The organism is Cryobacterium sinapicolor (assembly GCF_004403465.1).
Taxonomy (GTDB): Bacteria; Actinomycetota; Actinomycetes; order Actinomycetales; family Microbacteriaceae; genus Cryobacterium; species Cryobacterium sinapicolor.
Window position 1 is genome coordinate 19,061 of the sequence record NZ_SOGQ01000080.1, and the last position, 20,451, is coordinate 39,511.

General features: G+C 67.1%; 21 protein-coding genes. 16 read left to right on the forward strand and 5 right to left on the reverse strand.

Annotated features, from left to right (window positions below; all coding sequences use genetic code 11):
* Nucleotide 1: 1 nt before the first annotated feature.
* The 12 genes from E3T28_RS14375 to E3T28_RS14430 all read left to right on the forward strand — a co-directional run bounded on the left by E3T28_RS14375 (nucleotide 2) and on the right by E3T28_RS14430 (nucleotide 10,592).
* A complete protein-coding gene (locus E3T28_RS14375; RefSeq protein WP_134432563.1) occupies nucleotides 2-1,225 on the forward strand; it encodes an MraY family glycosyltransferase in 1,224 nt (407 codons plus the stop codon).
* Nucleotides 1,222-1,695, forward strand: a complete 474-nt coding sequence (locus E3T28_RS14380) for a Cg1360 family ATP-synthase-associated protein (protein WP_134432565.1) — start codon at nucleotides 1,222-1,224, stop codon at nucleotides 1,693-1,695. Before E3T28_RS14375 ends, E3T28_RS14380 begins: the two co-directional genes overlap by 4 nt.
* Nucleotides 1,696-1,867: 172 nt before the next feature.
* Complete coding sequence (atpB, locus tag E3T28_RS14385; protein ID WP_134369997.1) at nucleotides 1,868-2,656, forward strand: F0F1 ATP synthase subunit A; 789 nt, start codon at nucleotides 1,868-1,870, stop codon at nucleotides 2,654-2,656.
* 45 nt (nucleotides 2,657-2,701) lie between these two features.
* Nucleotides 2,702-2,938 carry an ATP synthase F0 subunit C gene (gene atpE / locus E3T28_RS14390; protein ID WP_174722269.1) on the forward strand — a complete coding sequence of 79 codons (237 nt, stop codon included), beginning with the start codon at nucleotides 2,702-2,704 and terminating at the stop codon, nucleotides 2,936-2,938.
* A 29-nt stretch (nucleotides 2,939-2,967) separates the two neighbouring features.
* Nucleotides 2,968-3,519: a F0F1 ATP synthase subunit B gene (locus E3T28_RS14395; RefSeq protein WP_134432567.1), complete on the forward strand. Its 552-nt coding sequence runs from the start codon at nucleotides 2,968-2,970 to the stop codon at nucleotides 3,517-3,519.
* Nucleotides 3,519-4,316 carry a F0F1 ATP synthase subunit delta gene (locus E3T28_RS14400; protein WP_134432569.1) on the forward strand — a complete coding sequence of 266 codons (798 nt, stop codon included), beginning with the start codon at nucleotides 3,519-3,521 and terminating at the stop codon, nucleotides 4,314-4,316. The genes E3T28_RS14395 and E3T28_RS14400 overlap by 1 nt, the downstream gene beginning before the upstream one ends.
* An 86-nt stretch (nucleotides 4,317-4,402) precedes the next feature.
* Nucleotides 4,403-6,040 (forward strand): F0F1 ATP synthase subunit alpha, encoded by a 1,638-nt coding sequence (gene atpA / locus E3T28_RS14405; protein ID WP_134432571.1) that lies wholly within the window; start codon nucleotides 4,403-4,405, stop codon nucleotides 6,038-6,040.
* Between the two features lie 101 nt (nucleotides 6,041-6,141).
* A complete protein-coding gene (locus tag E3T28_RS14410) occupies nucleotides 6,142-7,044 on the forward strand; it encodes a F0F1 ATP synthase subunit gamma (RefSeq protein ID WP_134432573.1) in 903 nt (300 codons plus the stop codon).
* Between the two features lie 14 nt (nucleotides 7,045-7,058).
* Nucleotides 7,059-8,522, forward strand: a complete 1,464-nt coding sequence (gene atpD / locus E3T28_RS14415; protein WP_134432575.1) for a F0F1 ATP synthase subunit beta — start codon at nucleotides 7,059-7,061, stop codon at nucleotides 8,520-8,522.
* 2 nt (nucleotides 8,523-8,524) lie between these two features.
* Nucleotides 8,525-8,791 carry a F0F1 ATP synthase subunit epsilon gene (locus tag E3T28_RS14420; RefSeq protein WP_134432577.1) on the forward strand — a complete coding sequence of 89 codons (267 nt, stop codon included), beginning with the start codon at nucleotides 8,525-8,527 and terminating at the stop codon, nucleotides 8,789-8,791.
* A 5-nt stretch (nucleotides 8,792-8,796) separates the two neighbouring features.
* Nucleotides 8,797-9,567 (forward strand): YaaA family protein, encoded by a 771-nt coding sequence (locus tag E3T28_RS14425; protein WP_134432579.1) that lies wholly within the window; start codon nucleotides 8,797-8,799, stop codon nucleotides 9,565-9,567.
* A gap of 44 nt (nucleotides 9,568-9,611) precedes the next feature.
* Entirely contained in the window at nucleotides 9,612-10,592 is a 981-nt protein-coding gene (locus tag E3T28_RS14430) for a malate dehydrogenase (RefSeq protein ID WP_134432601.1), read from the forward strand.
* A 53-nt stretch (nucleotides 10,593-10,645) separates the two neighbouring features.
* Here E3T28_RS14430 and E3T28_RS14435 read toward each other — a convergent pair whose 3' ends face one another.
* The 3 genes from E3T28_RS14435 to E3T28_RS14445 form a co-directional block, all read right to left on the reverse strand.
* Nucleotides 10,646-11,266: a DNA-3-methyladenine glycosylase I gene (locus E3T28_RS14435; protein WP_134432581.1), complete on the reverse strand. Its 621-nt coding sequence runs from the start codon at nucleotides 11,264-11,266 to the stop codon at nucleotides 10,646-10,648.
* Nucleotides 11,263-11,763 carry a methylated-DNA--[protein]-cysteine S-methyltransferase gene (locus tag E3T28_RS14440; protein WP_134432583.1) on the reverse strand — a complete coding sequence of 167 codons (501 nt, stop codon included), beginning with the start codon at nucleotides 11,761-11,763 and terminating at the stop codon, nucleotides 11,263-11,265. Before E3T28_RS14440 ends, E3T28_RS14435 begins: the two co-directional genes overlap by 4 nt.
* 97 nt (nucleotides 11,764-11,860) lie before the next feature.
* A complete protein-coding gene (locus E3T28_RS14445; RefSeq protein WP_166787049.1) occupies nucleotides 11,861-12,979 on the reverse strand; it encodes a N(5)-(carboxyethyl)ornithine synthase in 1,119 nt (372 codons plus the stop codon).
* An 83-nt stretch (nucleotides 12,980-13,062) separates the two neighbouring features.
* Here E3T28_RS14445 and E3T28_RS14450 point away from each other — a divergent pair, with 83 nt between their 5' ends.
* The 4 genes from E3T28_RS14450 (at nucleotide 13,063) to E3T28_RS14465 (ending at nucleotide 18,410) form a co-directional block, all read left to right on the forward strand.
* The gene (locus E3T28_RS14450; protein WP_134432587.1) at nucleotides 13,063-14,025 is read left to right on the forward strand and encodes an aldo/keto reductase; all 963 of its coding nucleotides are present in this window, start codon (nucleotides 13,063-13,065) and stop codon (nucleotides 14,023-14,025) included.
* A 79-nt stretch (nucleotides 14,026-14,104) separates the two neighbouring features.
* Complete coding sequence (locus E3T28_RS14455) at nucleotides 14,105-14,695, forward strand: TetR/AcrR family transcriptional regulator (RefSeq protein WP_134432589.1); 591 nt, start codon at nucleotides 14,105-14,107, stop codon at nucleotides 14,693-14,695.
* Between the two features lie 8 nt (nucleotides 14,696-14,703).
* A complete protein-coding gene (locus tag E3T28_RS14460) occupies nucleotides 14,704-16,437 on the forward strand; it encodes an ABC transporter ATP-binding protein (protein WP_134432591.1) in 1,734 nt (577 codons plus the stop codon).
* The gene (locus E3T28_RS14465) at nucleotides 16,434-18,410 is read left to right on the forward strand and encodes an ABC transporter ATP-binding protein (RefSeq protein WP_134432593.1); all 1,977 of its coding nucleotides are present in this window, start codon (nucleotides 16,434-16,436) and stop codon (nucleotides 18,408-18,410) included. Before E3T28_RS14460 ends, E3T28_RS14465 begins: the two co-directional genes overlap by 4 nt.
* Before the next feature lie 6 nt (nucleotides 18,411-18,416).
* Here E3T28_RS14465 and E3T28_RS14470 read toward each other — a convergent pair whose 3' ends face one another.
* Together E3T28_RS14470 and E3T28_RS14475 are read right to left on the reverse strand one after the other, a co-directional pair.
* Entirely contained in the window at nucleotides 18,417-18,809 is a 393-nt protein-coding gene (locus E3T28_RS14470; protein WP_134432595.1) for a TraR/DksA family transcriptional regulator, read from the reverse strand.
* Nucleotides 18,810-18,934: 125 nt separating this feature from the next.
* Nucleotides 18,935-20,451 (reverse strand): molybdopterin-dependent oxidoreductase (locus E3T28_RS14475; RefSeq protein WP_338145406.1); only part of this gene is annotated, 1,517 nt, incomplete at its 5' end.

The following is a 20,451-nucleotide window of genomic DNA, read 5'->3' on the forward strand; positions in this document are numbered from 1 at the left end:
CATGACCGTCTTCATCCTGCTCAGCCTGGTCTCTGCCCTGGTTACCTTTGGGTTCTCCGTGCTCGTCCTCAAGATCAGCCACCGCTACCGGCTCTACCCGAAGATCCGCGAACGCGACGTGCATACGCTTCCGACTCCCCGCCTCGGCGGGATCGCGATCTTCGTCGGCATCGTCGCCGCCTTCGGAGTGGCCTACCTGGTCGCGGCCCGCTTCGCGCCACTGCGACTCATCTTCAGCGATCCCCAGCAGATCCTCGCCATCCTGGGCGCAGCCCTGCTGATCGTGCTGCTGGGGGTGGCCGACGACCTCTGGGACCTCGACTGGATGACCAAACTGGCCGGGCAGTTCATCGCGGCCGGCCTCATCGCCTGGCAGGGCGTGCAGGTGTTGTCGCTGCCGATCGGCGGGCTGACCGTCGGGTCCTCCTGGATGTCGATCATGATCACCGTGGTCGTGATCGTGATCGTGATGAATATGATCAACTTCATCGACGGGCTCGACGGGCTCGTCGCCGGCGTGGCGCTGATCGCGAACGGCGTGTTCTTCCTCTACAGCTACCTGCTGGCCCGGGACACCTCGCCGAGCAACTACTTCAACCTCGCCTCGCTGATCGCGGCCATCCTGGTGGGTGCCTGCGTCGGCTTCCTGCCGCTCAACTGGCGGCCGGCGAAACTGTTCATGGGGGATGCCGGCGCGCTCCTGGTCGGTCTGCTGATGGCCACGTCCGCCATCGCGATCACGGGCCAGGTCGACCCCACCTCCGTCAACCGGTCGCAGCTCTTCCCGGCGTTCATCCCGATCATCCTGCCCGTCGCGATCCTGATCATTCCGCTCCTGGACTTCGGTCTGGCGGTGTTCCGGCGCGTCCGGGCCGGCAAATCCCCCTTCAGTGCCGACCGCAAGCACCTGCACCACCGGCTCCTTGACATGGGACATTCGCACCTGCACGCGGTGCTGATCTTCTACGGCTGGACCGCGGCGGCATCCATCGGATGCCTGCTCTACTTCCTGCTTCCCGTGCATTTCGGGCTGCCCGCGTGGTATGCCACAATCTTCCTGTTCGTCGCGCTGTTGGTCTGCACCCTCGTGACTCTGGCGCCGTTGAGTCGGCGCAAGGCCGTCGAGTCAGCCAGCCAGCTCGCCCGAACGAACGAACACCGAGAAGAAATCGCCCGGCTCGACCGCCTCGATGAGGCGTCGGCGACGGCGGAGGAGAAGGTATGACCAGCGCACCACCCCGTTCATCTCAGCCCACATCGGTCCCGGTCCTGCGCCGCATCCTCGTCTACGGATCGTTCCTCGCCGGCGGGATCGCCCTCCTAGGCGCCGTCATCGGTGGCTTCGTCGCCGGAAGTTCGGGCGTTGTGAGCGCCCTGATCGGCACACTGATGGCCGTGGTCTTCATGGGCATCACCGCGGGCAGCATTCTGCTCGCGAACCGCTTCGCCGGCACCGCGGCGGCCATCGGCGCCTTCTTCGGCATCGTCATGGGCGGCTGGTTGGTCAAATTCGTGGTCTTCCTGCTGCTGATGGTCCTGCTCAAAGACCAGCCGTGGATCCAGCCGGTGGTGCTGTTCCTCAGCATCATCGCCGGGGTCGTGGGCTCACTCCTGGTCGACGTTTTCGTGCTGATGAAAAGCAGAATGCCCTACGTCAGCGACATCACGCTCCCCGCTCCATCCGACCAGGGATGACGCCGCGCCTCGATTCGGTGCCGAGTCCAATCTTTGCTATGGTTAGCCACGGTTCGCCCCGGTCTTTCTGTGCCATGTCGCACAGCTGCCCGGCCCATCATTCGTCATCGCGAGAGCAGAGCTTCCCGCCCCGAAACAGGAGAAAGCGCTGCTAGAAACCGCCGTAAACCTGATGATTCCGTTTGCCACCGATGAGGGTGGCTTCAACGGTCCGACGATTGGCGAATTCTTCCCGGAGGCGATTTTCTTCGCCGGGACACCATTCGAAATCAACCGGATCATGCTCGTCCGATTCCTGGCCGTGGCCGTGCTGCTGCTGGTCTTCTGGCTGGGCACCCGCCGCATGAAGGTCATCCCGACCCGAATGCAGAGCATCGTCGAGATGGGCCTGGACTTCGCCCGGGTCAACATCGCCGAAGACATCCTCGGCAAGAAAGACGGCAAGCGCTTCCTGCCGTTGATCACGACCATCTTCTTCATGGTGCTGTTCCTGAACATCACCGGTCCGATCCCCTTCCTGAACATCGCCGGCACCTCCGTGATCGGGGTTCCGCTGGTTCTGGCTCTCGTGGCCTACGGCGCATTCATCTACGCCGGCGTCAAGAAGAGCCCGGGCAACTTCTTCCGCAACGCGCTGTTCCCTCCCGGGGTCCCGCCGTTCCTTTACATCATCGTGACGCCGATCGAATTCATTTCGACGTTCGTTATTCGGCCGATCACGTTGACGCTCCGGTTGCTGATGAACATGATCGTCGGCCACCTGCTCCTGGTGCTGTTCTTCAGCGCCACGCAATTCTTCTTCTTCACGGCAGACGGCGGATTCAAGCTGTTCGGTGTGGGCACCCTGGTCTTCGGCTTCGCTTTCACGCTGTTCGAAGTCCTGATCGCCCTGCTGCAGGCCTATATTTTCGCTCTGCTCACCGCTGTCTACATCCAGCTCGCGCTGGCTGAGGAACACTAAACAACAAATCCAGCACTCGCTGAATTTGTCACTACGGAAGGAAACATGTTGGACGCAACAACCGTTCTCGCGGAAATCAACGGCAACATCGCGACTGTCGGTTACGGCCTCGCCGCAATCGGCCCGGCCATCGGCGTGGGTATCGTCGTCGGCAAGACCATCGAGGGTGTCGCACGTCAGCCTGAACTGGCCGGCCAGCTGCAGGTGCTGATGTACATCGGTATCGCCTTCACGGAGGCGCTTGCCTTCATCGGCATCGCCACCTACTTCATCTTCGTTTAGTCCTCTTTTCTCTCTAGTCAGGAGGCACAATGTTTAACGCAGTGATTGCAGCTGCTGCAGAGGGGGAGTCGGCGAACCCGCTCCTCCCCGCGGTCTATGACATTGTCTGGTCCTTGGTCATTTTCGTCGTCATTCTGTTCTTCTTCTGGAAGTACGTGCTGCCGAAAATGCAGAAGCTGCTCGACGACCGCGCCGAGGCCATCGAAGGCAACATCGCCAAGGCCGACGACGCTCAGCGCAAGGCCGAAGCTGCTCTCGAGCAGTACACGGCCCAGCTCGCCGACGCTCGTGCCGAAGCCGGCCAGATCCGTGAGCAGGCTCGCGCCGACGGACACAAGATCATCGCCGAGCACAAGGATCAGGCTCTGGCCGAGGCCGCTCGCGTCACCTCGAACGCCAAGGCCCAGATTGAAGCAGAGCGCCAGGCGGCAGTCGTCTCGCTCCGCTCCGAAGTGGGAACCCTGGCCATCGACCTCGCATCCGGCGTGATCGGCGAAAGCCTGACCGACGACGCGAAGTCCAGTGCCATTGTCGACCGTTTCCTGGCTGATCTTGAGGCCTCGGAGAAAGCAGCTAAGTAATGGGAAGCGCCACCAGAGAAGCTCTGGCCACGTCGCGGGCGGCACTGGCTGCCAACGCAAGCACGGCCGATCTGGCGACGGGTGAAAGCCTGTTGAACGCCGGCCGGGTCATCGGTGAGTCGTCTCAGCTGCTGTCGGCTCTCGCCGACCCGGCAGCGGATGATGCTGCGAAGGCCGCACTGGTTCGTGCGGTCTTCGCGTCGGGGCTGACCCCGGCCGCGCTCGAGCTGATCCAGAAGGTCTCCGCGACGCGCTGGTCCAGCCACGACGACCTGCTCGCCGGGATCGAAGACCTGGGTCTGCGGTCCATTGCGGCTTCGGCTCCGGCCGCCGGTCAGGTCGAAAGCGAGTTGTTCGCCTTCGGCACAGCCGTATCGTCCAATTCCGAGCTCGAGCTGGCCCTGGCCAGCAAACTGGGCAAGGCGAGCGCCAAAGTCGGCCTCGTCGACTCGTTGCTGGCCGGCAAGGTCAGCGACCAGACCTTGGCAATCGTCCGGCACCTCGTGCAGCAGCCTCGCGGTCGCCGCATCGGTGAATTGCTGCGCTACGCGGCATCCACCGTCGCCGACCAGTCGGGCACGTCAATCGCAACGATCACGTCGGCGGCCGCTCTTGCTCCGGAACAGGTTGAGCGCCTGCGCGCCAGCCTGTCGGTGCGCTACGCGCGTCAGCTCACGATCAACCAGGTTGTCGACCCCGCTCTCGTCGGGGGCGTCCACGTTCAAATCGGTGACGTCGTCATCGATGGCAGCATTGCCACCCGCCTTAAAGATCTGAGACTCCAGCTCGCTGGCTGACCGCTTCAGTCAGTACCACACACCTCGGGACGGCAGCGTCTCGTGCACGACAGAACCTGTACACCCAGTACAGAAAAGGGAAGATGATGGCAGAACTAACGATCAGCCCCGATGAGATCCGCGACGCTCTCCAGGACTTCGTGAAGTCCTACGAGCCGAACAAGACCGCGACGACCGAGGTTGGCTACGTCACCACGGCCGGCGACGGCATCGCGCACGTCGAGGGCCTTCCCAGCGTGATGGCCAACGAGCTCATCAAGTTCGCTGACGGCACCCTCGGACTCGCCCAGAACCTGGACGAAGACGAGATCGGCGTCGTCGTCCTCGGCGAGTTCGCCGGAATCGTCGAGGGCATGGAGGTGCACCGCACCGGTGAGGTACTCTCCGTACCCGTCGGAGACGGCTACCTCGGCCGTGTCGTCGACCCGCTGGGCGCGCCCATCGACGGTCTCGGTGAGATCAAGAGCGAAGGCCGCCGCGCACTGGAGCTTCAGGCTCCCGGCGTGATGGACCGCAAGTCGGTCCACGAGCCCATGCAAACCGGAATCAAGGCCATCGACGCCATGATTCCGATCGGCCGTGGTCAGCGTCAGTTGATCATCGGTGACCGCCAGACCGGCAAGACCGCGATCGCGATCGACACGATCATCAATCAGAAGGCCAACTGGGCTTCGGGAGACGTCAACAAGCAGGTTCGCTGCATCTACGTCGCCATCGGCCAGAAGGGCTCCACGATCGCCGCCGTCAAGGGCGCGCTCGAGGATGCCGGAGTCATGGAGTACACGACCATCGTCGCGTCCCCGGCCTCCGACCCGGCCGGGTTCAAGTACCTCGCGCCGTACACCGGTTCGGCCATCGGCCAGCACTGGATGTACGCCGGCAAGCACGTTCTCGTCATCTTCGACGACCTGTCCAAGCAGGCCGAGGCATATCGCGCCGTGTCCCTCCTGCTGCGCCGTCCGCCGGGACGCGAAGCGTACCCCGGTGACGTGTTCTACCTGCACTCCCGTCTGCTCGAGCGTTGTGCCAAGCTGTCCGACGCCCTCGGCTCCGGATCGATGACCGGCCTGCCGATCATCGAGACCAAGGCGAACGACGTCTCCGCGTACATTCCGACCAACGTGATCTCGATCACCGACGGCCAGATCTTCCTGCAGTCCGACCTCTTCAACGCCAACCAGCGTCCCGCGGTCGACGTGGGAATCTCGGTCTCCCGAGTCGGCGGTGACGCCCAGGTCAAATCGATCAAGAAGGTTTCCGGAACCCTGAAGCTCGAACTGGCCCAGTACCGGTCCCTCGAGGCCTTCGCGATGTTCGCCTCCGACCTCGACGCGACGAGCCGTCGCCAGCTCGGCCGTGGCGCCCGCCTGACCGAACTGCTCAAGCAGCCGCAGTACTCGCCGTACCCGGTCGAAGACCAGGTCGTTTCGATCTGGGCCGGCACGAACGGCAAGTTCGATGAGGTGCCCGTGGCCGACGTCCTGCGCTTCGAGCGCGGATTGCTCGACCACCTCGGCCGCACCACGAGCGTTCTCACGACGCTGCGCGACACCAATGTTCTCGACGACGCGACCATCGCGACGCTCGAGATCGAGGTCGACAAGTTCAAGCAGGGGTTCCAGACGGGTGAGGGCAAGCCGCTCGCCTCGGTGGGCAAGGAAGTCTTCGAGGCGATCGCCGCCGACGAGGTCAACCAGGAGAAGATCGTCAAGCACCGCCGCTAAGTGGCGCGGCCGCGTCCCCGACTCGCCCGAGTCGGGGACGCGGCCGGAATCACTCGATCACCCGCACCAATTCAGCACTGACAAGGAAGCACAGGAGACACATGGGAGCGCAACTTCGGGTCTACCGGCAGAAGATCAAGTCTGCCCAGACGACTAAGAAGATCACTCGGGCCATGGAGTTGATCTCTGCCTCGCGCATTCAAAAGGCCAAGGCCCGCGTCGCCGCGTCAACCCCGTTCGCCCGTGCCATCACGCAGGCAGTGTCCGCGGTCGCTACCTACTCGAACGTGGCCCACGTGCTCACGACCGAGCCGGAGAAGATCGAGCGCGCCGCGGTCGTCATCTTCGCTTCCGACCGTGGACTGGCCGGCGCGTTCAGCTCGCAGGTCCTGCGTGAGGCCGAGTCGCTCAGCGAGTTGCTGCGCAGCCAGGGCAAGGACATCGTCTACTTCCTGGTGGGGCGTAAAGCCGCCGCGTACTTCAGTTTCCGCCGCCGCGTGTCCGAGCAGACCTGGACCGGTTCCACCGATCAGCCGCAGTATGAGACTGCCCGCGAGATCAGCGACGCACTGCTCGAGGCCTTCCTCCGCGAAGCCGACGACGGCGGCGTCGACGAGATCCACGTCGTCTACAACCGGTTCGTCAGCATGGTCACGCAGCTTCCGCAGGTTGTCCGCCTGCTTCCGCTCGAGGTCGTCGAAGGCGTCGAAGAGCCCGGTGAGAGCCAGGTCCTGCCGCTGTACGAGTTCGAACCGGATGTTGAAACGGTGCTGGACTCGCTGCTCCCCGTCTACATCGAGAGCCGCATCTTCAATTCCATGCTGCAGTCCGCCGCAGCCGAGCACGCCGCGCGTCAGAAGGCCATGTCATCGGCCTCCGACAACGCGGACAAGTTGATCAAGGACTACACCCGGCTGTCCAACAACGCCCGGCAGACCGAGATCACGTCGCAGATTTCCGAGATCGTGGGTGGAGCCGACGCGCTCTCATCCGCCAAGCACTAAGAGAAGAGAGAGCTATGACTGACACCGCAACCGCGCCAGTCCATGCACCGGTCGAGACCGTCGCCGTGGGCCGAATCGCCCGCGTCACGGGCCCGGTCGTCGACATCGAGTTCCCGCACGACTCGATTCCGGGCATGTACAACGCACTGAAGACCACCATCGTCATCGGTGATGTGTCGACCGTGATCACGCTCGAGGTCGCCCAGCACCTGGGCGACGACCTCATCCGGGCCATCGCGCTGAACCCGACCGATGGTCTGGTCCGTGGCCAGGAAGTCCGGGACACCGGCTCGCCCATCACGGTCCCCGTCGGAGACGTCACCAAGGGGCGCGTGTTCAACGCCATTGGCGAGGTGCTCAATGCGGAGCCCGGCGAGACGATCGAGATCACCGAGCGTTGGCCCATCCACCGCAAGCCGCCGCCCTTCGACCAGCTGGAGTCCAAGACCCAGCTCTTCGAAACCGGCATCAAGGTCATCGACCTGCTCACCCCGTACGTTCTGGGTGGGAAGATCGGCCTATTCGGTGGGGCCGGAGTCGGCAAGACCGTTCTGATCCAGGAAATGATCCAGCGCGTCGCGCAGGATCACGGTGGAGTGTCCGTGTTCGCCGGTGTCGGTGAGCGCACCCGTGAGGGCAACGACCTCATCCACGAGATGGAAGAGGCCGGTGTCTTCGACAAGACCGCCCTCGTGTTCGGCCAGATGGACGAGCCGCCGGGAACGCGTCTCCGCGTCGCCCTCTCCGCCCTCACGATGGCCGAGTACTTCCGCGACGTCGCCAAGCAGGACGTGTTGCTCTTCATCGACAACATCTTCCGCTTCACGCAGGCCGGCTCCGAGGTGTCGACCCTGTTGGGCCGCATGCCGAGCGCCGTCGGCTACCAGCCGACCCTGGCGGACGAGATGGGCATCCTCCAGGAGCGCATCACGTCGACCCGTGGCCACTCGATCACGTCGCTCCAGGCCATCTACGTGCCTGCTGACGACTACACCGACCCGGCCCCGGCGACCACCTTCGCCCACCTCGACGCGACCACCGAACTGTCGCGTGAAATCGCGTCGAAGGGCCTCTACCCGGCCGTCGACCCGCTCACCTCGACCAGCCGCATCCTCGACCCCCGCTATCTGGGTGCCGATCACTACAACACGGCCGTGCGCGTCAAGGCGATCCTGCAGAAGAACAAGGAACTCCAGGAGATCATCGCGATCCTCGGTGTCGACGAGCTCTCCGAGGAAGACAAGGTCACCGTCTCCCGCGCACGCCGCATCCAGCAGTTCCTGTCGCAGAACACCTACATGGCCAAGAAGTTCACGGGTGTCGAGGGTTCGACGGTTCCGCTCAAGGACACCATCGAGTCCTTCACGGCCATCGCCAACGGTGACTTCGACCACGTGGCCGAGCAGGCCTTCTTCAACGTCGGCGGCATCGCCGACGTCGAAGAGAAGTGGGCGAAAATCCAGAAGGAGAACGACTAGTCATGGCCGGTGCTCCGCTCAAGGTCAGCGTCGTCGCGGCGGACCATGAAGTGTGGTCCGGCGAGGCGAGCATGGTTGTCGCTCGCACCGTCGAAGGCCAGATCGGAATCCTCCCCGGGCATGAGCCCATGCTGGCCATCCTGGCCAGCGGTGAGGTGCGCGTGACCCTGAGCGGTGGCGAGAAGATCGTCGCCGAGGCGGCGGACGGCTTCCTGTCGGTCGCCAACAACGTGGTCACGATCGTCGCACGCAAGGCAGAACTCGTCTAGCCAGAGTGCTGATCCTTTTGCCGCCGTCCGAGACGAAACGTCTCGGCGGCATCGAATTACCGCTTGACCTGAAGAACCTCACGTACCCGTCGCTTGCATCCAAGCGGCGGGTACTTGTGCGTGCGCTGCAGTCCCTTGCGAAGCACCCGGATGCGATGATGTCCGCTCTCAAACTCGGCCGCACGCAGTCCGGCGAGGTGGAGCGTAATCGCCTGCTGGCCTCCTCCGCCACCATGCCCGCCATCGACCGGTACACCGGAGTGGTTTACGACGCGCTCGACGCGGCGAGCCTCTCTGCACGCGAGCGTGACTGGGCCGGCCGGAACGTGCTGGTGCACTCGGCCCTGTTCGGGCCGGTCGGCGCTCTCGATCTCCTCCCGGCCTACCGGCTGTCCTGCGACTCCCGGCTGCCGGAGCATCCGCTAAAGAAGCACTGGGCGGACGCCGTGCGCGGCGTCCTGGCAGGCTCCGACGGGCTTCTGCTGGACCTCCGCTCGAACGGGTACGTGGCGCTCGGCGCCGCGCCGGTGCGGCCCGACTCGCTGTACCTGCGCGTGGTCACGGAGACGGCGGACGGCAGAACCCGAACCCTGAACCACTTCAACAAGAAGGCCAAGGGCAACTTCACGCGGGCGCTGATTCGTCACGGTCAGTCCTTCGGCACCGCCGGGGAGCTGCTCGATTGGGCGCCGGGAGCCGGGTTCGAGCTGCGCCCGGGCGCGGACGGAGAAGTGGATCTGGTCGTGTCCATCCAGGTCGAGGCAACCCAAGGCTGACGCCGGACCGTTCCGGCCCTAGGCTGGCATTCGTGTCCACACCTATGAATGTCACCGTCACCGGCGCCGGCGGACAGATCGGCTACTCGCTGCTCTTTCGGATCGCATCGGGAGACCTCCTCGGCCCCTCCACACCCATCAATCTGACTCTGCTGGAGATCCCAGCGGGGCGCGCGGCAGCGGAGGGCACGGTCCTCGAACTCCAAGATTGCGCGTTCCCCCTGCTCTGGTCGGTAACGGTCACCGAAGACCCCGTGCGCGCCTTCGACGGCGTCAACATCGCCCTTCTGGTCGGGTCCCGGCCCCGCGCCGTCGGCATGGAGCGCGTCGCGCTTCTCGAAAGCAATGGGCGCATTTTCGGCCCGGCGGGAACCGCCCTCAACGCGGGCGCGGCGGCCGACGTTCGCGTCCTGGTCGTGGGCAACCCCGTCAACACCAACACCCTGGTCGCCAGTGCCTTCGCGCCCGACATTCCGGCCGACCGGTTCACCGCGATGACGCGCCTGGACCACAACCGCGGCATCGCCCAGCTCGCCAGCAAGCTGGACGTCCACGTCGCCGCGCTGGACGGACTCACCATCTGGGGCAACCACTCCGCGAGCCAGTACCCGGATGCTTTCCACGCGACAGCGGGCGGGCGACCGGTCTCCGAGCTGGTGGGGCAGGACTGGCTCGCCGAGGAGTTCATCCCCCGGGTGGCGAACCGGGGTTACGAGATCATCCAGGCCCGCGGGGCCTCGTCGGCGGCGTCGGCGGCGTCGGCGGCCATCGACCACATCTACGACTGGGTCAACGGGACCGGCGAGCGGTGGACCTCGGCCGGAGTCAGTTCCGACGGCTCCTACGGCGTGCCGGAGGGGCTCGTATGCTCCTTCCCGGTGCGCGCGGTCGACGGCCGCTGGCAGATCGTTCCGGACCTGGCGATCAACGCGTTCTCCCGGGCGAGGATCGACGCATCCGTCGCCGAGCTGATCGAGGAGCGGGAGGCTGTTCAGGCTCTCGGCCTGCTGCCCGCCCTCCGCTAGGGGGAGGGAGGGGGCGACGGTCGGGCCGCGCGCGGCCGACCGAGCGGCGGTGGTCAGCCGTGGGTCGCCCGGTGGCATCCGCTCAGGTGGTCGTCGACCAGCCCGGCCGACTGCATCAGGGCGTACATCGTGGTGGGACCGACGAACGTGTAGCCACGGCTGCGGAGCTCCCGACTCAGGGCCGTCGACTCCGGTGTGATCGCCGGGACCTCCGCGAGGTCCCGCAGGCGGACCACGCGGGGTTCGGGCGCGAAGCCCCAGATCAGGCCGGTCAGGCTCTTGCCGAGATCGCGGGTGACCTGGGCGTTCCGGATGGTGGCCTGGATCTTGCCGCGGTGCCGGATGATGCTCGCATCGGTGAGCAGCCGGTCGACCTCCGTCTCGTCCATCACGGCCACGCGGTCGACGTCGAAGTCGTGGAACGCGGCCCGGAAGGCCGGCCGGCGCCGCAGGATGGTGATCCAGGACAGGCCGGCCTGGAACCCCTCGAGGCACAGCTTCTCGAACAGGAGCCGCTCGTCCCGGAGCGGCCGCCCCCACTCCTCGTCGTGGTAGCGCCGGTATTCGGGGTCGTCGCCGACCCAACCGCAGCGGGCGAGTCCGTCGTCGCCGAGCGTCAGTGACACGGATGTCGTGGCCGCGGTCGTCACCGCGCCGATCGTCTCTGCGCTCATGAACGGTGCTCGATCCCCTCGTGGTCGAGCAGCCAGACCTTGGTGGGCACACCGCTGCCGCCGCTGTAGCCGGTGATGCGGCGGTCGGCCGCCAGCACCCGGTGGCAGCCGATCAGGATCGGCACGGGGTTCGCCCCCACGGCGCCGCCCACGGCCCGGCCGGACCCCGGCCTGCCCAGCGAGCGCCCCAGTTCGCCGTACGAGGTCACCTCGCCGAAGCCGAGTTCGGACAGTCGCTGCCAGACGCCCCGCTGGAACGCACTGCCTCCGCTCGGCGTCACGGGCAGGTCGAACACCGTGCGGGTGCCCGCGAAGTACTCCGCCAGCTGCGTCGCGGCCCGTTCGAGCAGGGGCGACGGGGACTCCGGGGTGTCTTCGAGGGGCAGGTGACCGTCGTGTTCGATGGAGAGCGAGAGGATGCGCTCGGCGTCACTGGTGAGTTCCAGCCGCCCGATGGGGCTGGGCAGCCGGATCAGGAAGGTTCCGATGGTCGTCATGCCTCGACTGTAGTCGGAGGCACCCCGCGCACCTGGCGGGTTTCGGACCTGGCGGGGGGAGCGGCTCCCGGCCGGGCTGGGGAGGAGCCGACCGGTCTCAGGGGAGCCGGGGGTGAGGGTACTCCGCGGCGCGGTGCTGGAACGCCAGGATGTTGGGATTCTGGATGATGCCATCGCGAATCTCGATCGCGCGGCGCAAGGTCTCGTTGGCGGTCCAGGCGGCCTCGCCCGCGAGCACATCGTGCAGGTACGGTAGCAGCGCCTCGCTGACCTCCCAGGTGGCGGAGTTCCAGAGATACGACGGGCTGTGGTCGACCGCGTAGTACGTGACGTTGGTGCCGACCAGGAAGGTCGGCTGGTCGAACGTCGTGGACCTCGCCCAGCTGAACCCCATGCCGGTGTCGCAGGACACGTCGATGATCAGCGACCCCGGGGCGACCATTGCGAGATCGTCTTCGGTCAGGAACGTGAGCGGGGCATTGGGGTCCTGCAGCACGCAATTCACGACGATGTCGTGGCCGGCGAGGAACTCGGGCAGCGGCACCCGCTCGTTTTCCGGCAGGGCGTAATTCTCGTTCGGGCCGTCACCGTGGCCGAGTCGCACGATCTGGGCGGAGTGGATCGGGGAGCTGACCGCGGTCACGTCCCGATTGGTCAGCACAGTGACGTCGTAGACGCCGAGGGCGTTGAGCGCCGTCACGGCACCCCGGGCGGTGGCCCCGAAGCCGATCACCGCGGCCCGGAGCCTGCGCCCGTAGTCGCCCGTCGAGCCGATCAGCGACACGGCGTGCAGCACGGAGCAGTACCCCGCGAGCTCGTTGTTCTTGTGCAACACGTGCAGGTGGAATTCGCCGCCATTGGTCCAGTGGTTCATCGCCTCGAACGCGATCAGGGTCAGCCGCTTGTCGATGGCCAGCTGGGTAAGCTGCGCGTCCTGCACGCAGTGCGGCCACCCCCAGAGCACCTGCCCGTCGCGGAGGGCCGCGACATCCTCCAGCAGAGGCTTGGCGAGCAGGATGACGTCGCACTCCGTGATGAGGTCCGCGCGCGAGCGCAGTCCACCCACGAGCGGAGCCAACTGCTCGTCCGACACGCCGAACTGCTCGCCGTAGCCGAGTTCGAGGAACATGCGCCCCCGGAGATCCGGATCGATCCGTTCGAAATGTGACGGATGAATGGGCAAACGACGTTCATTCGGCTTACCCGAACGTGACATGACTCCGAGCGTGGAACGACTCACTGGTACCCCTTTGTAGTTGAGTCCTGTTTAGCACAGGCCGGCGCGCCTAATGTGGAGGAATGGAGCAGATGGAATACCGCACACTGGGCGAGTCGGGGCTCATGGTTTCCACGATCGGCCTGGGCTGCAACAACTTCGGCCGCGCCGGAACGGCGACCCAGACTCAGGCCGGAACCACCGCCGTCGTCAACGCGGCCGTCGACGCCGGGATCACCCTGTTCGACACGGCCGACATCTACGGCGCGGAGCGCGGGCTCAGCGAAACGCTGATGGGCCACGCGCTGCGGGGCAGGCGCGACCGGATCGTGCTCGCCTCGAAGTTCGGCATGGACATGAACGGCCGCAACGGACCCGATTGGGGGGCGCGCGGCTCGCGCCGCTACATCCGTCTCGCCGTCGAGGCGTCCCTCCGTCGTCTGCAAACCGACTGGATCGACCTCTACCAGCTGCACGAGCCTGACCCTCACACCCCGATCGAGGAGACCCTGCAGACCCTCGACGACCTCATCCGCGAGGGCAAGGTGCGCTACATCGGCCACTCGAACCTGGCCGGCTGGCAGATCGCGGAGGCGGAGTTCACCGCCCGGCTGAACGGGCATCCGCGGTTCGTCTCGGCCCAGAACGAATACAGCCTGCTCGTGCGCGACGTTGAAGACGAGGTGCTGCCCGCCGTCAATGCCTACGGCCTCGGCTTCCTGCCCTTCTTCCCCCTCTACAACGGGCTATTCACGGGCAAGTTCTCCCGTGCGGGCGGCCCCGCGGACAGCCGGATCATGATGGTCCGGCCGCACCTGGTCGAGAACGCACCGTGGGACGTCGTCGAGAAGTACGAGGAGTTCTGCGACGAGCGTGGCGTGACCATGCTCGCCGCGACCTTCGCCTGGCTGCTGGCCCAGCCGGGACTCACCAGCGTCATAGCCGGGGCCACCCGCCCGGAACAGATCCTGCAGAACGCCACCGAGGGCGGCGCGTGGCGGCCGACGCCCGAGGACGTGGCCTGGATCTCGGAGCTCTTCGCCTGAGCCGTCGTCCCGAACCTGACCTCGAATCCGACCTCGCATCCACCTTGTGAGTGAGCGCTCACTCATATAAAGTCGAAGGATGTCCGCCAAACCTGCCCGCGCGAGATCCCTGTCCATCGAGGACCGGCAGGCGATGATCCTCGACGCGGTCACCCCCCTGCTGATCGAGCACGGCCAGACCGTCACCACCCGGCAGATCGCCCAGTGCGCCGGCATCGCCGAGGGCACGATCTTCCGGGCCTTCGACAGCAAGGACGACCTGCTCAGGGCGGCCATGGACCGTCAGCTCGACCCCGAGCCGTTCCGTCTCGAACTCGCCGCGCTCGATCGTGAGCTCCCGCTCGAGGAGCGGGTGCGCGCCGTGGTCACCCTGCTGCGCCGCCGCTTCGCGCAGGTCTTCGCGCTGATGACGGCGGTGGGCTCGATGGGCAGACCTCACACCCACGACATCGCGCACGCGTTCACCGTGCTGCTCGCCGACGTTCTCGCGCCTGACCTCTTGCGCCTCACCGTCGCCCCGGAGCGGGCGGCGCAGGTCATCCGGATGATCGCACTCGCGGCATCCGTGCCCCACATCACGGCCGGCCCCGGCTTCGACGACGACGAGCTGACCGCCCTCATCCTCTACGGCATCCTCGGCTCCACGGCGCCGTCCAACGCCACCCGCTAGGAGACCCGGTGCTCTGGAAACTGCTTGTGAAGTACCTGCGGCCGTACCGGCGGCTGCTGACGGCCGTCGTCGTGTTCCAGCTGGCGCAGTCGATCGCCTCGCTCTATCTGCCCACCCTCAACGCCGACATCATCGACGAGGGCGTCGCCACGGGCGACACCGAGTACATCCTGCGCATCGGCGGCCTGATGCTGCTGATCACGCTGTTCCAGATCGTGTGCGCGATCGTCGCCGTCTACTTCGGCGCGAAGGCCGCCATGGCGCTCGGGCGGGACCTGCGCGGCGCCGTCTTCACCCGGGTCGGCGAGTTCTCCGAGCAGGAGGTCACCCGGTTCGGTGCCCCGTCGCTGATCACCCGGTCGACCAACGACGTGCAGCAGGTGCAGATGCTCGTGCTGATGACCGCAACCATGATGGTCACCGCGCCGATCCTCTCCGTCGGCGGAGTGATCATGGCCATCCGGCAGGACGTGCAGCTGTCCTGGCTGATCGCCGTGAGCGTGCCCGTGCTGCTGATCGGTGTCGGGCTGATCATCGTACGGATGGTGCCCCTGTTCCGGCTGATGCAGACCCGCATCGACACCGTCAACCGGGTGCTCCGGGAGCAGCTCACGGGCATCCGAGTCATCCGCGCGTTCGTGCGCGAAGACGTTGAGACCGTGCGGTTCGGCACGGCGAACACGGATGTCACCGACACCGCACTGCGGGCCGGCCGCCTGATGGCACTGATGTTCCCGGTCGTCATGCTCGTGCTGAACGTGTCCAGTGTGGCCGTGATCTGGTTCGGGGCGTTCCGGATCGAGGACGGGTCCATGCAGGTCGGCACCCTGGTCGCCTTCCTCAGCTACCTGATGCAGATCCTGATGGCCGTGATGATGGCCACCTTCATGGCCGTGATGATCCCGCGGGCCACCGTGTCGGCCGACCGGATCGGCGAGGTGCTCGACACCGAGTCCAGCGTGCGCCCGCCGCGGCACCCCGTCGTCGACACCGTCGGCCGCGGCGAACTGGAGCTCGTGGGTGTGGGCTTCGCGTACCCCGGCGCCGAGCAGCCCGTGCTCTCCGATGTGAGCTTCACCGTGCACCAGGGCCAGACGACGGCGATCATCGGCAGCACCGGCGCGGGAAAGACCACCCTGGTCAACCTGCTGCCGCGGCTCTTCGACGCCACCAGCGGCAGTGTGCGGGTCGACGGGGTCGACGTGCGCGAGCTGCACCCGGACCTGCTCTGGGGCAACATCGGGCTGGTGCCGCAGAAGCCGTACCTGTTCTCCGGCACCGTGCGCAGCAATCTGCTCTACGGCAAGCCGGACGCCACGGAGGCGGAGCTCTGGGAGGCCCTCACCATAGCGCAGGCCCGCGACTTCGTGGCGGAGATGCCGGACGGCCTCGATGCGCCGATCGCGCAGGGCGGCACGAACGTGTCCGGCGGGCAGCGGCAGCGCCTGGCCATCGCCCGGGCCCTGGTCAAACGGCCCGAGCTCTACATCTTCGACGACTCGTTCTCCTCGCTCGACCTGGCGACGGATGCCCGGCTGCGCCAGGCCCTGGCCCTCGGCACGGGCGGCGCCACCATGGTGATCGTCGCCCAGCGGGTCTCGACCATCGTCGGCGCCGACCAGATCCTGGTGGTCGAAGGGGGGCGCATCGTCGGCCGCGGCACCCACGACGAACTGCTCGAGTCCAACGAGACCTACCAGGAAATCGTGTCATCCCAGCTCGCGGCGGAGGAAGCGGCATGAGCCACGCCACCACGAGCTCAGGCTCGGACCGTCCTCCCGCGCGCGGCCCCGGCCCCGGGCACGGCCCGTTCGGCGGCATGAGCGCCCCGGCCGAGAAGGCCATGAACTTCGGACCGTCGGCCCAACGGCTGCTCGGTAGGCTGCGTCCCGAGCGGCTGTGGCTCGGACTGGTCCTGGTGCTCGCCGTCGCAAGCGTCACCTTCTCCGTGCTCGGCCCGCGCCTGCTCGGCGAGGGCACGAACCTCATCTTCTCCGGCCTCATCTCCCAGGACCTGCCCGCCGGGGTGAGCCAGGCGCAGTTGATCGACCAGCTGCGCGCCTCCGGCGACACCGGGAAGGCCGACCTGCTCAGCGGGATGACGCTGACGCCGGGCCAGGGCGTCGACTTCGCGATGCTCTCCACCGTGCTGCTCTGGGCGATGGCCCTCTACGTGCTGTCCGCGGCGTTCGCCTACGTGCAGGCCTATCTCCTCAACGGCGTCGTGCAGCGCACCGTGTTCCGGCTCCGCAGTGACATCGAGGCCAAGATCAACCGCCTCCCGCTGCGCTACTTCGACAAGGTGCAGCGCGGCGAACTGCTCAGCCGGGTCACCAACGACGTGGACAACGTCTCGCAGAGCCTGCAGCAGTCGCTGAGCCAGGCCGTCACCTCGCTGCTGACCGTGGTGGGCGTCATCGTGATGATGTTCCTGCTCTCCCCGCTGCTGGCCCTGATCGCCCTGGTCACCGTTCCGCTGACCTTGGTGACGACCGTGCTGATCGCCAAGCGGTCACAGAAATTGTTCGTCGCGCAGTGGACCCATACCGGCGAGCTGAACGGCCAGATCGAGGAGACCTTCACCGGCCACGCCCTGGTCACGGTGTTCGGTCGCCAGAAGGAGGTCGAGCAACGCTTCCGGGCCAAGAACGACGAGCTCTACGAGGCCAGCTTCGGCGCCCAGTTCGTCAGCGGCCTGATCATGCCGGCGATGACGTTCATCGGCAACCTCGTCTACGTGGGGATCGCCGTCGTTGGCGGTCTCCAGGTGGCATCCGGGGCCATGCAGCTCGGCGACGTGCAGGCGTTCATCCAGTACTCCCGGCAGTTCACCCAGCCGCTCGCCCAGCTCGGGTCGATGGCGAACCTGCTGCAATCCGGCGTCGCCTCGGCCGAGCGGGTCTTCGCCCTGCTCGACGCCGACGAGCAGAGCCCCGACTCGGAGCCCGCCGAAACCCCCACGGCCGCCCACGGCCGGCTGGTCTTCGAGGGCGCTTCGTTCCGCTACACCTCGGACACGCCGCTGATCGAGAACCTCAGCCTGGTGGCCGAGCCCGGCCAGACCGTGGCCATCGTCGGCCCCACCGGGGCCGGCAAGACCACCCTGGTGAACCTGATGATGCGCTTCTACGAGCTCGACGCCGGCCGGATCACCCTCGACGGCGTGGACGTGAGCCGGATGACGCGGGACGACCTGCGCGGGCGCATGGGCATGGTGCTGCAGGACACCTGGCTGTTCGGCGGCACGATCCGCGACAACATCGCCTACGGACGACCGGATGCCACGGAGGAGGAGATCCTGGACGCGGCGCGCGCGACCTACGTCGACCGGTTCGTGCACACCCTGCCCGAGGGTTACGACACCGTGCTCGACGACGAGGGCGGCAACGTCAGCGCCGGCGAGAAGCAGCTGCTCACGATCGCCCGCGCGTTCCTCGCCAAGCCCAGCGTGCTGATCCTCGACGAGGCGACCAGCTCCGTCGACACGCGCACCGAGGTGCTCGTGCAGAAGGCGATGAGCGCCCTCCGCGCCGACCGCACCAGTTTCGTGATCGCGCACCGGCTCTCCACGATCCGGGACGCCGACCTGATCCTGGTGATGGAGGCCGGCCGGATCGTCGAGCTGGGCACGCATGAGGAACTGCTGGCAGCGGATGGCGCGTACCACGCCCTGTACAACGCCCAGTTCGCGGCGGCGGTCGCCGACGAGGTCTAGGTCCGGTCAGGCCCGGCGCTGCGCTTCCAGTTCGCGTGCGCAGTCGATGCACAGGGCGGCGGCCGGACGGGCTTCGAGTCGTTCCCGCCCGATCGGTTCGCCGCGGCGGGTGCACAGCCCGTAGCTGCCGTTCGCGATGCGCGCCAGGGCCTGGTCGATGGTCGTGGACGTCGCCTCCAGGTCGCTGTGCACGCCCGAGATGCGCGACCACTCCATGGTCAGTGTGGGGCCTTCCGGATCGTGCTCGTCGTCGGCCGTGCCGGAGTTGCGGGCCTCGATCACATCGTCGAGGGTCGTGCCGATTCGGCCGAGCGCGATGTCGAGATCGTGGCGCTGGTGGCGCAGCAGCTTCTCGAAGTGTCGCAGGTCGGCGACGTTCAGTTTCGTCTGGGTGCGCATGATTCCGGTCCTCTCCAACGGGGGCACGTCAAGCTGGGCGCGGCGATGCGCCGGCACACTGCGTGGTTTTCGCTGTTGAGGATACGCCCGCGCCGGTCAGCTGTCGCGGGGTGGCGACCGACGGTTCAGGCGACCGTGACCGGGATGTCGTGCAGGCCGGTTGCCCCGTCGGGGATCACGTCCCGGCGCACGGAGGTCTGCACCAGACCCGCGGCATCCGTCGCCCGCACCCGCAGGGTGTGCCGCCCGGCCGGGGCCGCCGGCCAGACCCAACTCCACTGCCGCCAGGTGTCGGCCGAAATGGCGTCGGCCAGGGTGGCGTCGTTCCAGGCGCCGTCGTCGACCTGCACCTGCACGGAACGGATGCCCACGTGCTGCGACCAGGCCACGCCCGCCACGGTCACCGGTCCGGCCGCGACGTCGGCGTTCCGGCGCGGCACGTCGATGCGGGCAGAGAGCTTGACCGGCCCCTGGGCGGTCCAGCCGCGCGTCGTCCAGTAGGCGGCCGCCTGGTCGAAGCGGGTGACGTTCAGCTCGACCACCCACTTCGTGGCCGAGACGTAGCCGTAGAGCCCGGGCACGACCATGCGCACCGGGTAGCCGTGCTCGAGGGGGAGCGGCTCCCCATTCATCCCCACCGCGAGGATCGCGTTGCGGTCGTCGGTGAGCACCTCGAGCGGGGTGCTGGCGGTCCAGCCGTCCTCGCTGCGGGAGAGCACCATGTCGGCCCCGGAGAGTGGCCGGGCCTGCGCCAGCAGCAGGCGGATCGGGTAGCCCAGCCAGGTCGCGTTGCCGATCAGGTCGCCGCCGACCGCGTTGGAGACGCAGGTGAGGGTGGTCGTGCTCTCCTCGAGGGGCAGGGCGAGGAGCTCGGCGAAACCGATCTCGACCTCCTCCTCGACCATGCCGGTGATCTTCAGCGTCCAGGTTGCCGGGTCGATCCGGGGCACCTGCAGGGCCGTGTCGATGCGGTAGAACTCGGTGTTCGGGGTGATCAGCGGGGCCAGGCCGGGGATGTCCAACTCGGCTCCGGCCGGGATCGGGGCACCGGGAACGGCCGCGGCCGGCAGCGTGAAGCGGGCGCGCGCGGCATCCGTCGCCCGGACGCCGGCCGAGATCAGCTGCCCGCCGGCCGCGGCGAGCACGCCGAGGGCTGCGCCGGCGCCGGCCCAGGCCAGGAACCGGCGACGGTCCGGAGCGGATGCCGCCGCGCCCACGGGCGTGCGGCGCAGCTGGGTGATCAGGACGGTGAGCAGCACGGCCGAGACGACCATCGCCAGCACCGCGGGTGTGGCGTCGAACGTGGCGGTGTTCTCGCGGGACAGCACCGCGAAGACGGCCAATGCGCCCGCCACGGCCACAAGGACCCGGCCGATCGGCGGCCGACGGTACTCCAGCACCCCGGCGGCGGCGGCGACCACCACCGCGCCGAGCGCGACGCAGATCACCAGCACGACCTTGTCGGCCGTGCCGAACAGGGTGATGACGAGTTCCTTCAGCCACGCCGGGGCAAGGTCGATGACCAGGGCGCCGACGGCGAGGATCGGGCTGCCGGCCGGGGCGAGCACGGCGGCCGCCAACTCGGCGGTGCCGAGGCCGGCGAGGGCGGCGGCCACGCCGGCAGCCGCGGGCGGCCCGGGCC

Excerpts from the sequence above, each read along its gene's own strand:
- E3T28_RS14435 (WP_134432581.1), bottom strand. The coding sequence starts at position 11,266 with ATGAGCGCAGAGACGATCGGCGCGGTGACGACCGCGGCCACGACATCC.
- E3T28_RS14380 (WP_134432565.1), top strand. The coding sequence starts at position 1,222 with ATGACCAGCGCACCACCCCGTTCATCTCAGCCCACATCGGTCCCGGTC.
- E3T28_RS14430 (WP_134432601.1), top strand. The coding sequence starts at position 9,612 with ATGAATGTCACCGTCACCGGCGCCGGCGGACAGATCGGCTACTCGCTG.
- atpD (WP_134432575.1), top strand. The coding sequence starts at position 7,059 with ATGACTGACACCGCAACCGCGCCAGTCCATGCACCGGTCGAGACCGTC.
- E3T28_RS14400 (WP_134432569.1), top strand. The coding sequence starts at position 3,519 with ATGGGAAGCGCCACCAGAGAAGCTCTGGCCACGTCGCGGGCGGCACTG.
- E3T28_RS14465 (WP_134432593.1), top strand. The coding sequence starts at position 16,434 with ATGAGCCACGCCACCACGAGCTCAGGCTCGGACCGTCCTCCCGCGCGC.
- E3T28_RS14395 (WP_134432567.1), top strand. The coding sequence starts at position 2,968 with ATGTTTAACGCAGTGATTGCAGCTGCTGCAGAGGGGGAGTCGGCGAAC.
- atpB (WP_134369997.1), top strand. The coding sequence starts at position 1,868 with ATGATTCCGTTTGCCACCGATGAGGGTGGCTTCAACGGTCCGACGATT.
- E3T28_RS14455 (WP_134432589.1), top strand. The coding sequence starts at position 14,105 with ATGTCCGCCAAACCTGCCCGCGCGAGATCCCTGTCCATCGAGGACCGG.
- atpE (WP_174722269.1), top strand. The coding sequence starts at position 2,702 with ATGTTGGACGCAACAACCGTTCTCGCGGAAATCAACGGCAACATCGCG.
- E3T28_RS14450 (WP_134432587.1), top strand. The coding sequence starts at position 13,063 with ATGGAGCAGATGGAATACCGCACACTGGGCGAGTCGGGGCTCATGGTT.
- atpA (WP_134432571.1), top strand. The coding sequence starts at position 4,403 with ATGGCAGAACTAACGATCAGCCCCGATGAGATCCGCGACGCTCTCCAG.
- E3T28_RS14375 (WP_134432563.1), top strand. The coding sequence starts at position 2 with ATGACCGTCTTCATCCTGCTCAGCCTGGTCTCTGCCCTGGTTACCTTT.
- E3T28_RS14470 (WP_134432595.1), bottom strand. The coding sequence starts at position 18,809 with ATGCGCACCCAGACGAAACTGAACGTCGCCGACCTGCGACACTTCGAG.
- E3T28_RS14410 (WP_134432573.1), top strand. The coding sequence starts at position 6,142 with ATGGGAGCGCAACTTCGGGTCTACCGGCAGAAGATCAAGTCTGCCCAG.
- E3T28_RS14420 (WP_134432577.1), top strand. The coding sequence starts at position 8,525 with ATGGCCGGTGCTCCGCTCAAGGTCAGCGTCGTCGCGGCGGACCATGAA.
- E3T28_RS14440 (WP_134432583.1), bottom strand. The coding sequence starts at position 11,763 with ATGACGACCATCGGAACCTTCCTGATCCGGCTGCCCAGCCCCATCGGG.
- E3T28_RS14445 (WP_166787049.1), bottom strand. The coding sequence starts at position 12,979 with ATGTCACGTTCGGGTAAGCCGAATGAACGTCGTTTGCCCATTCATCCG.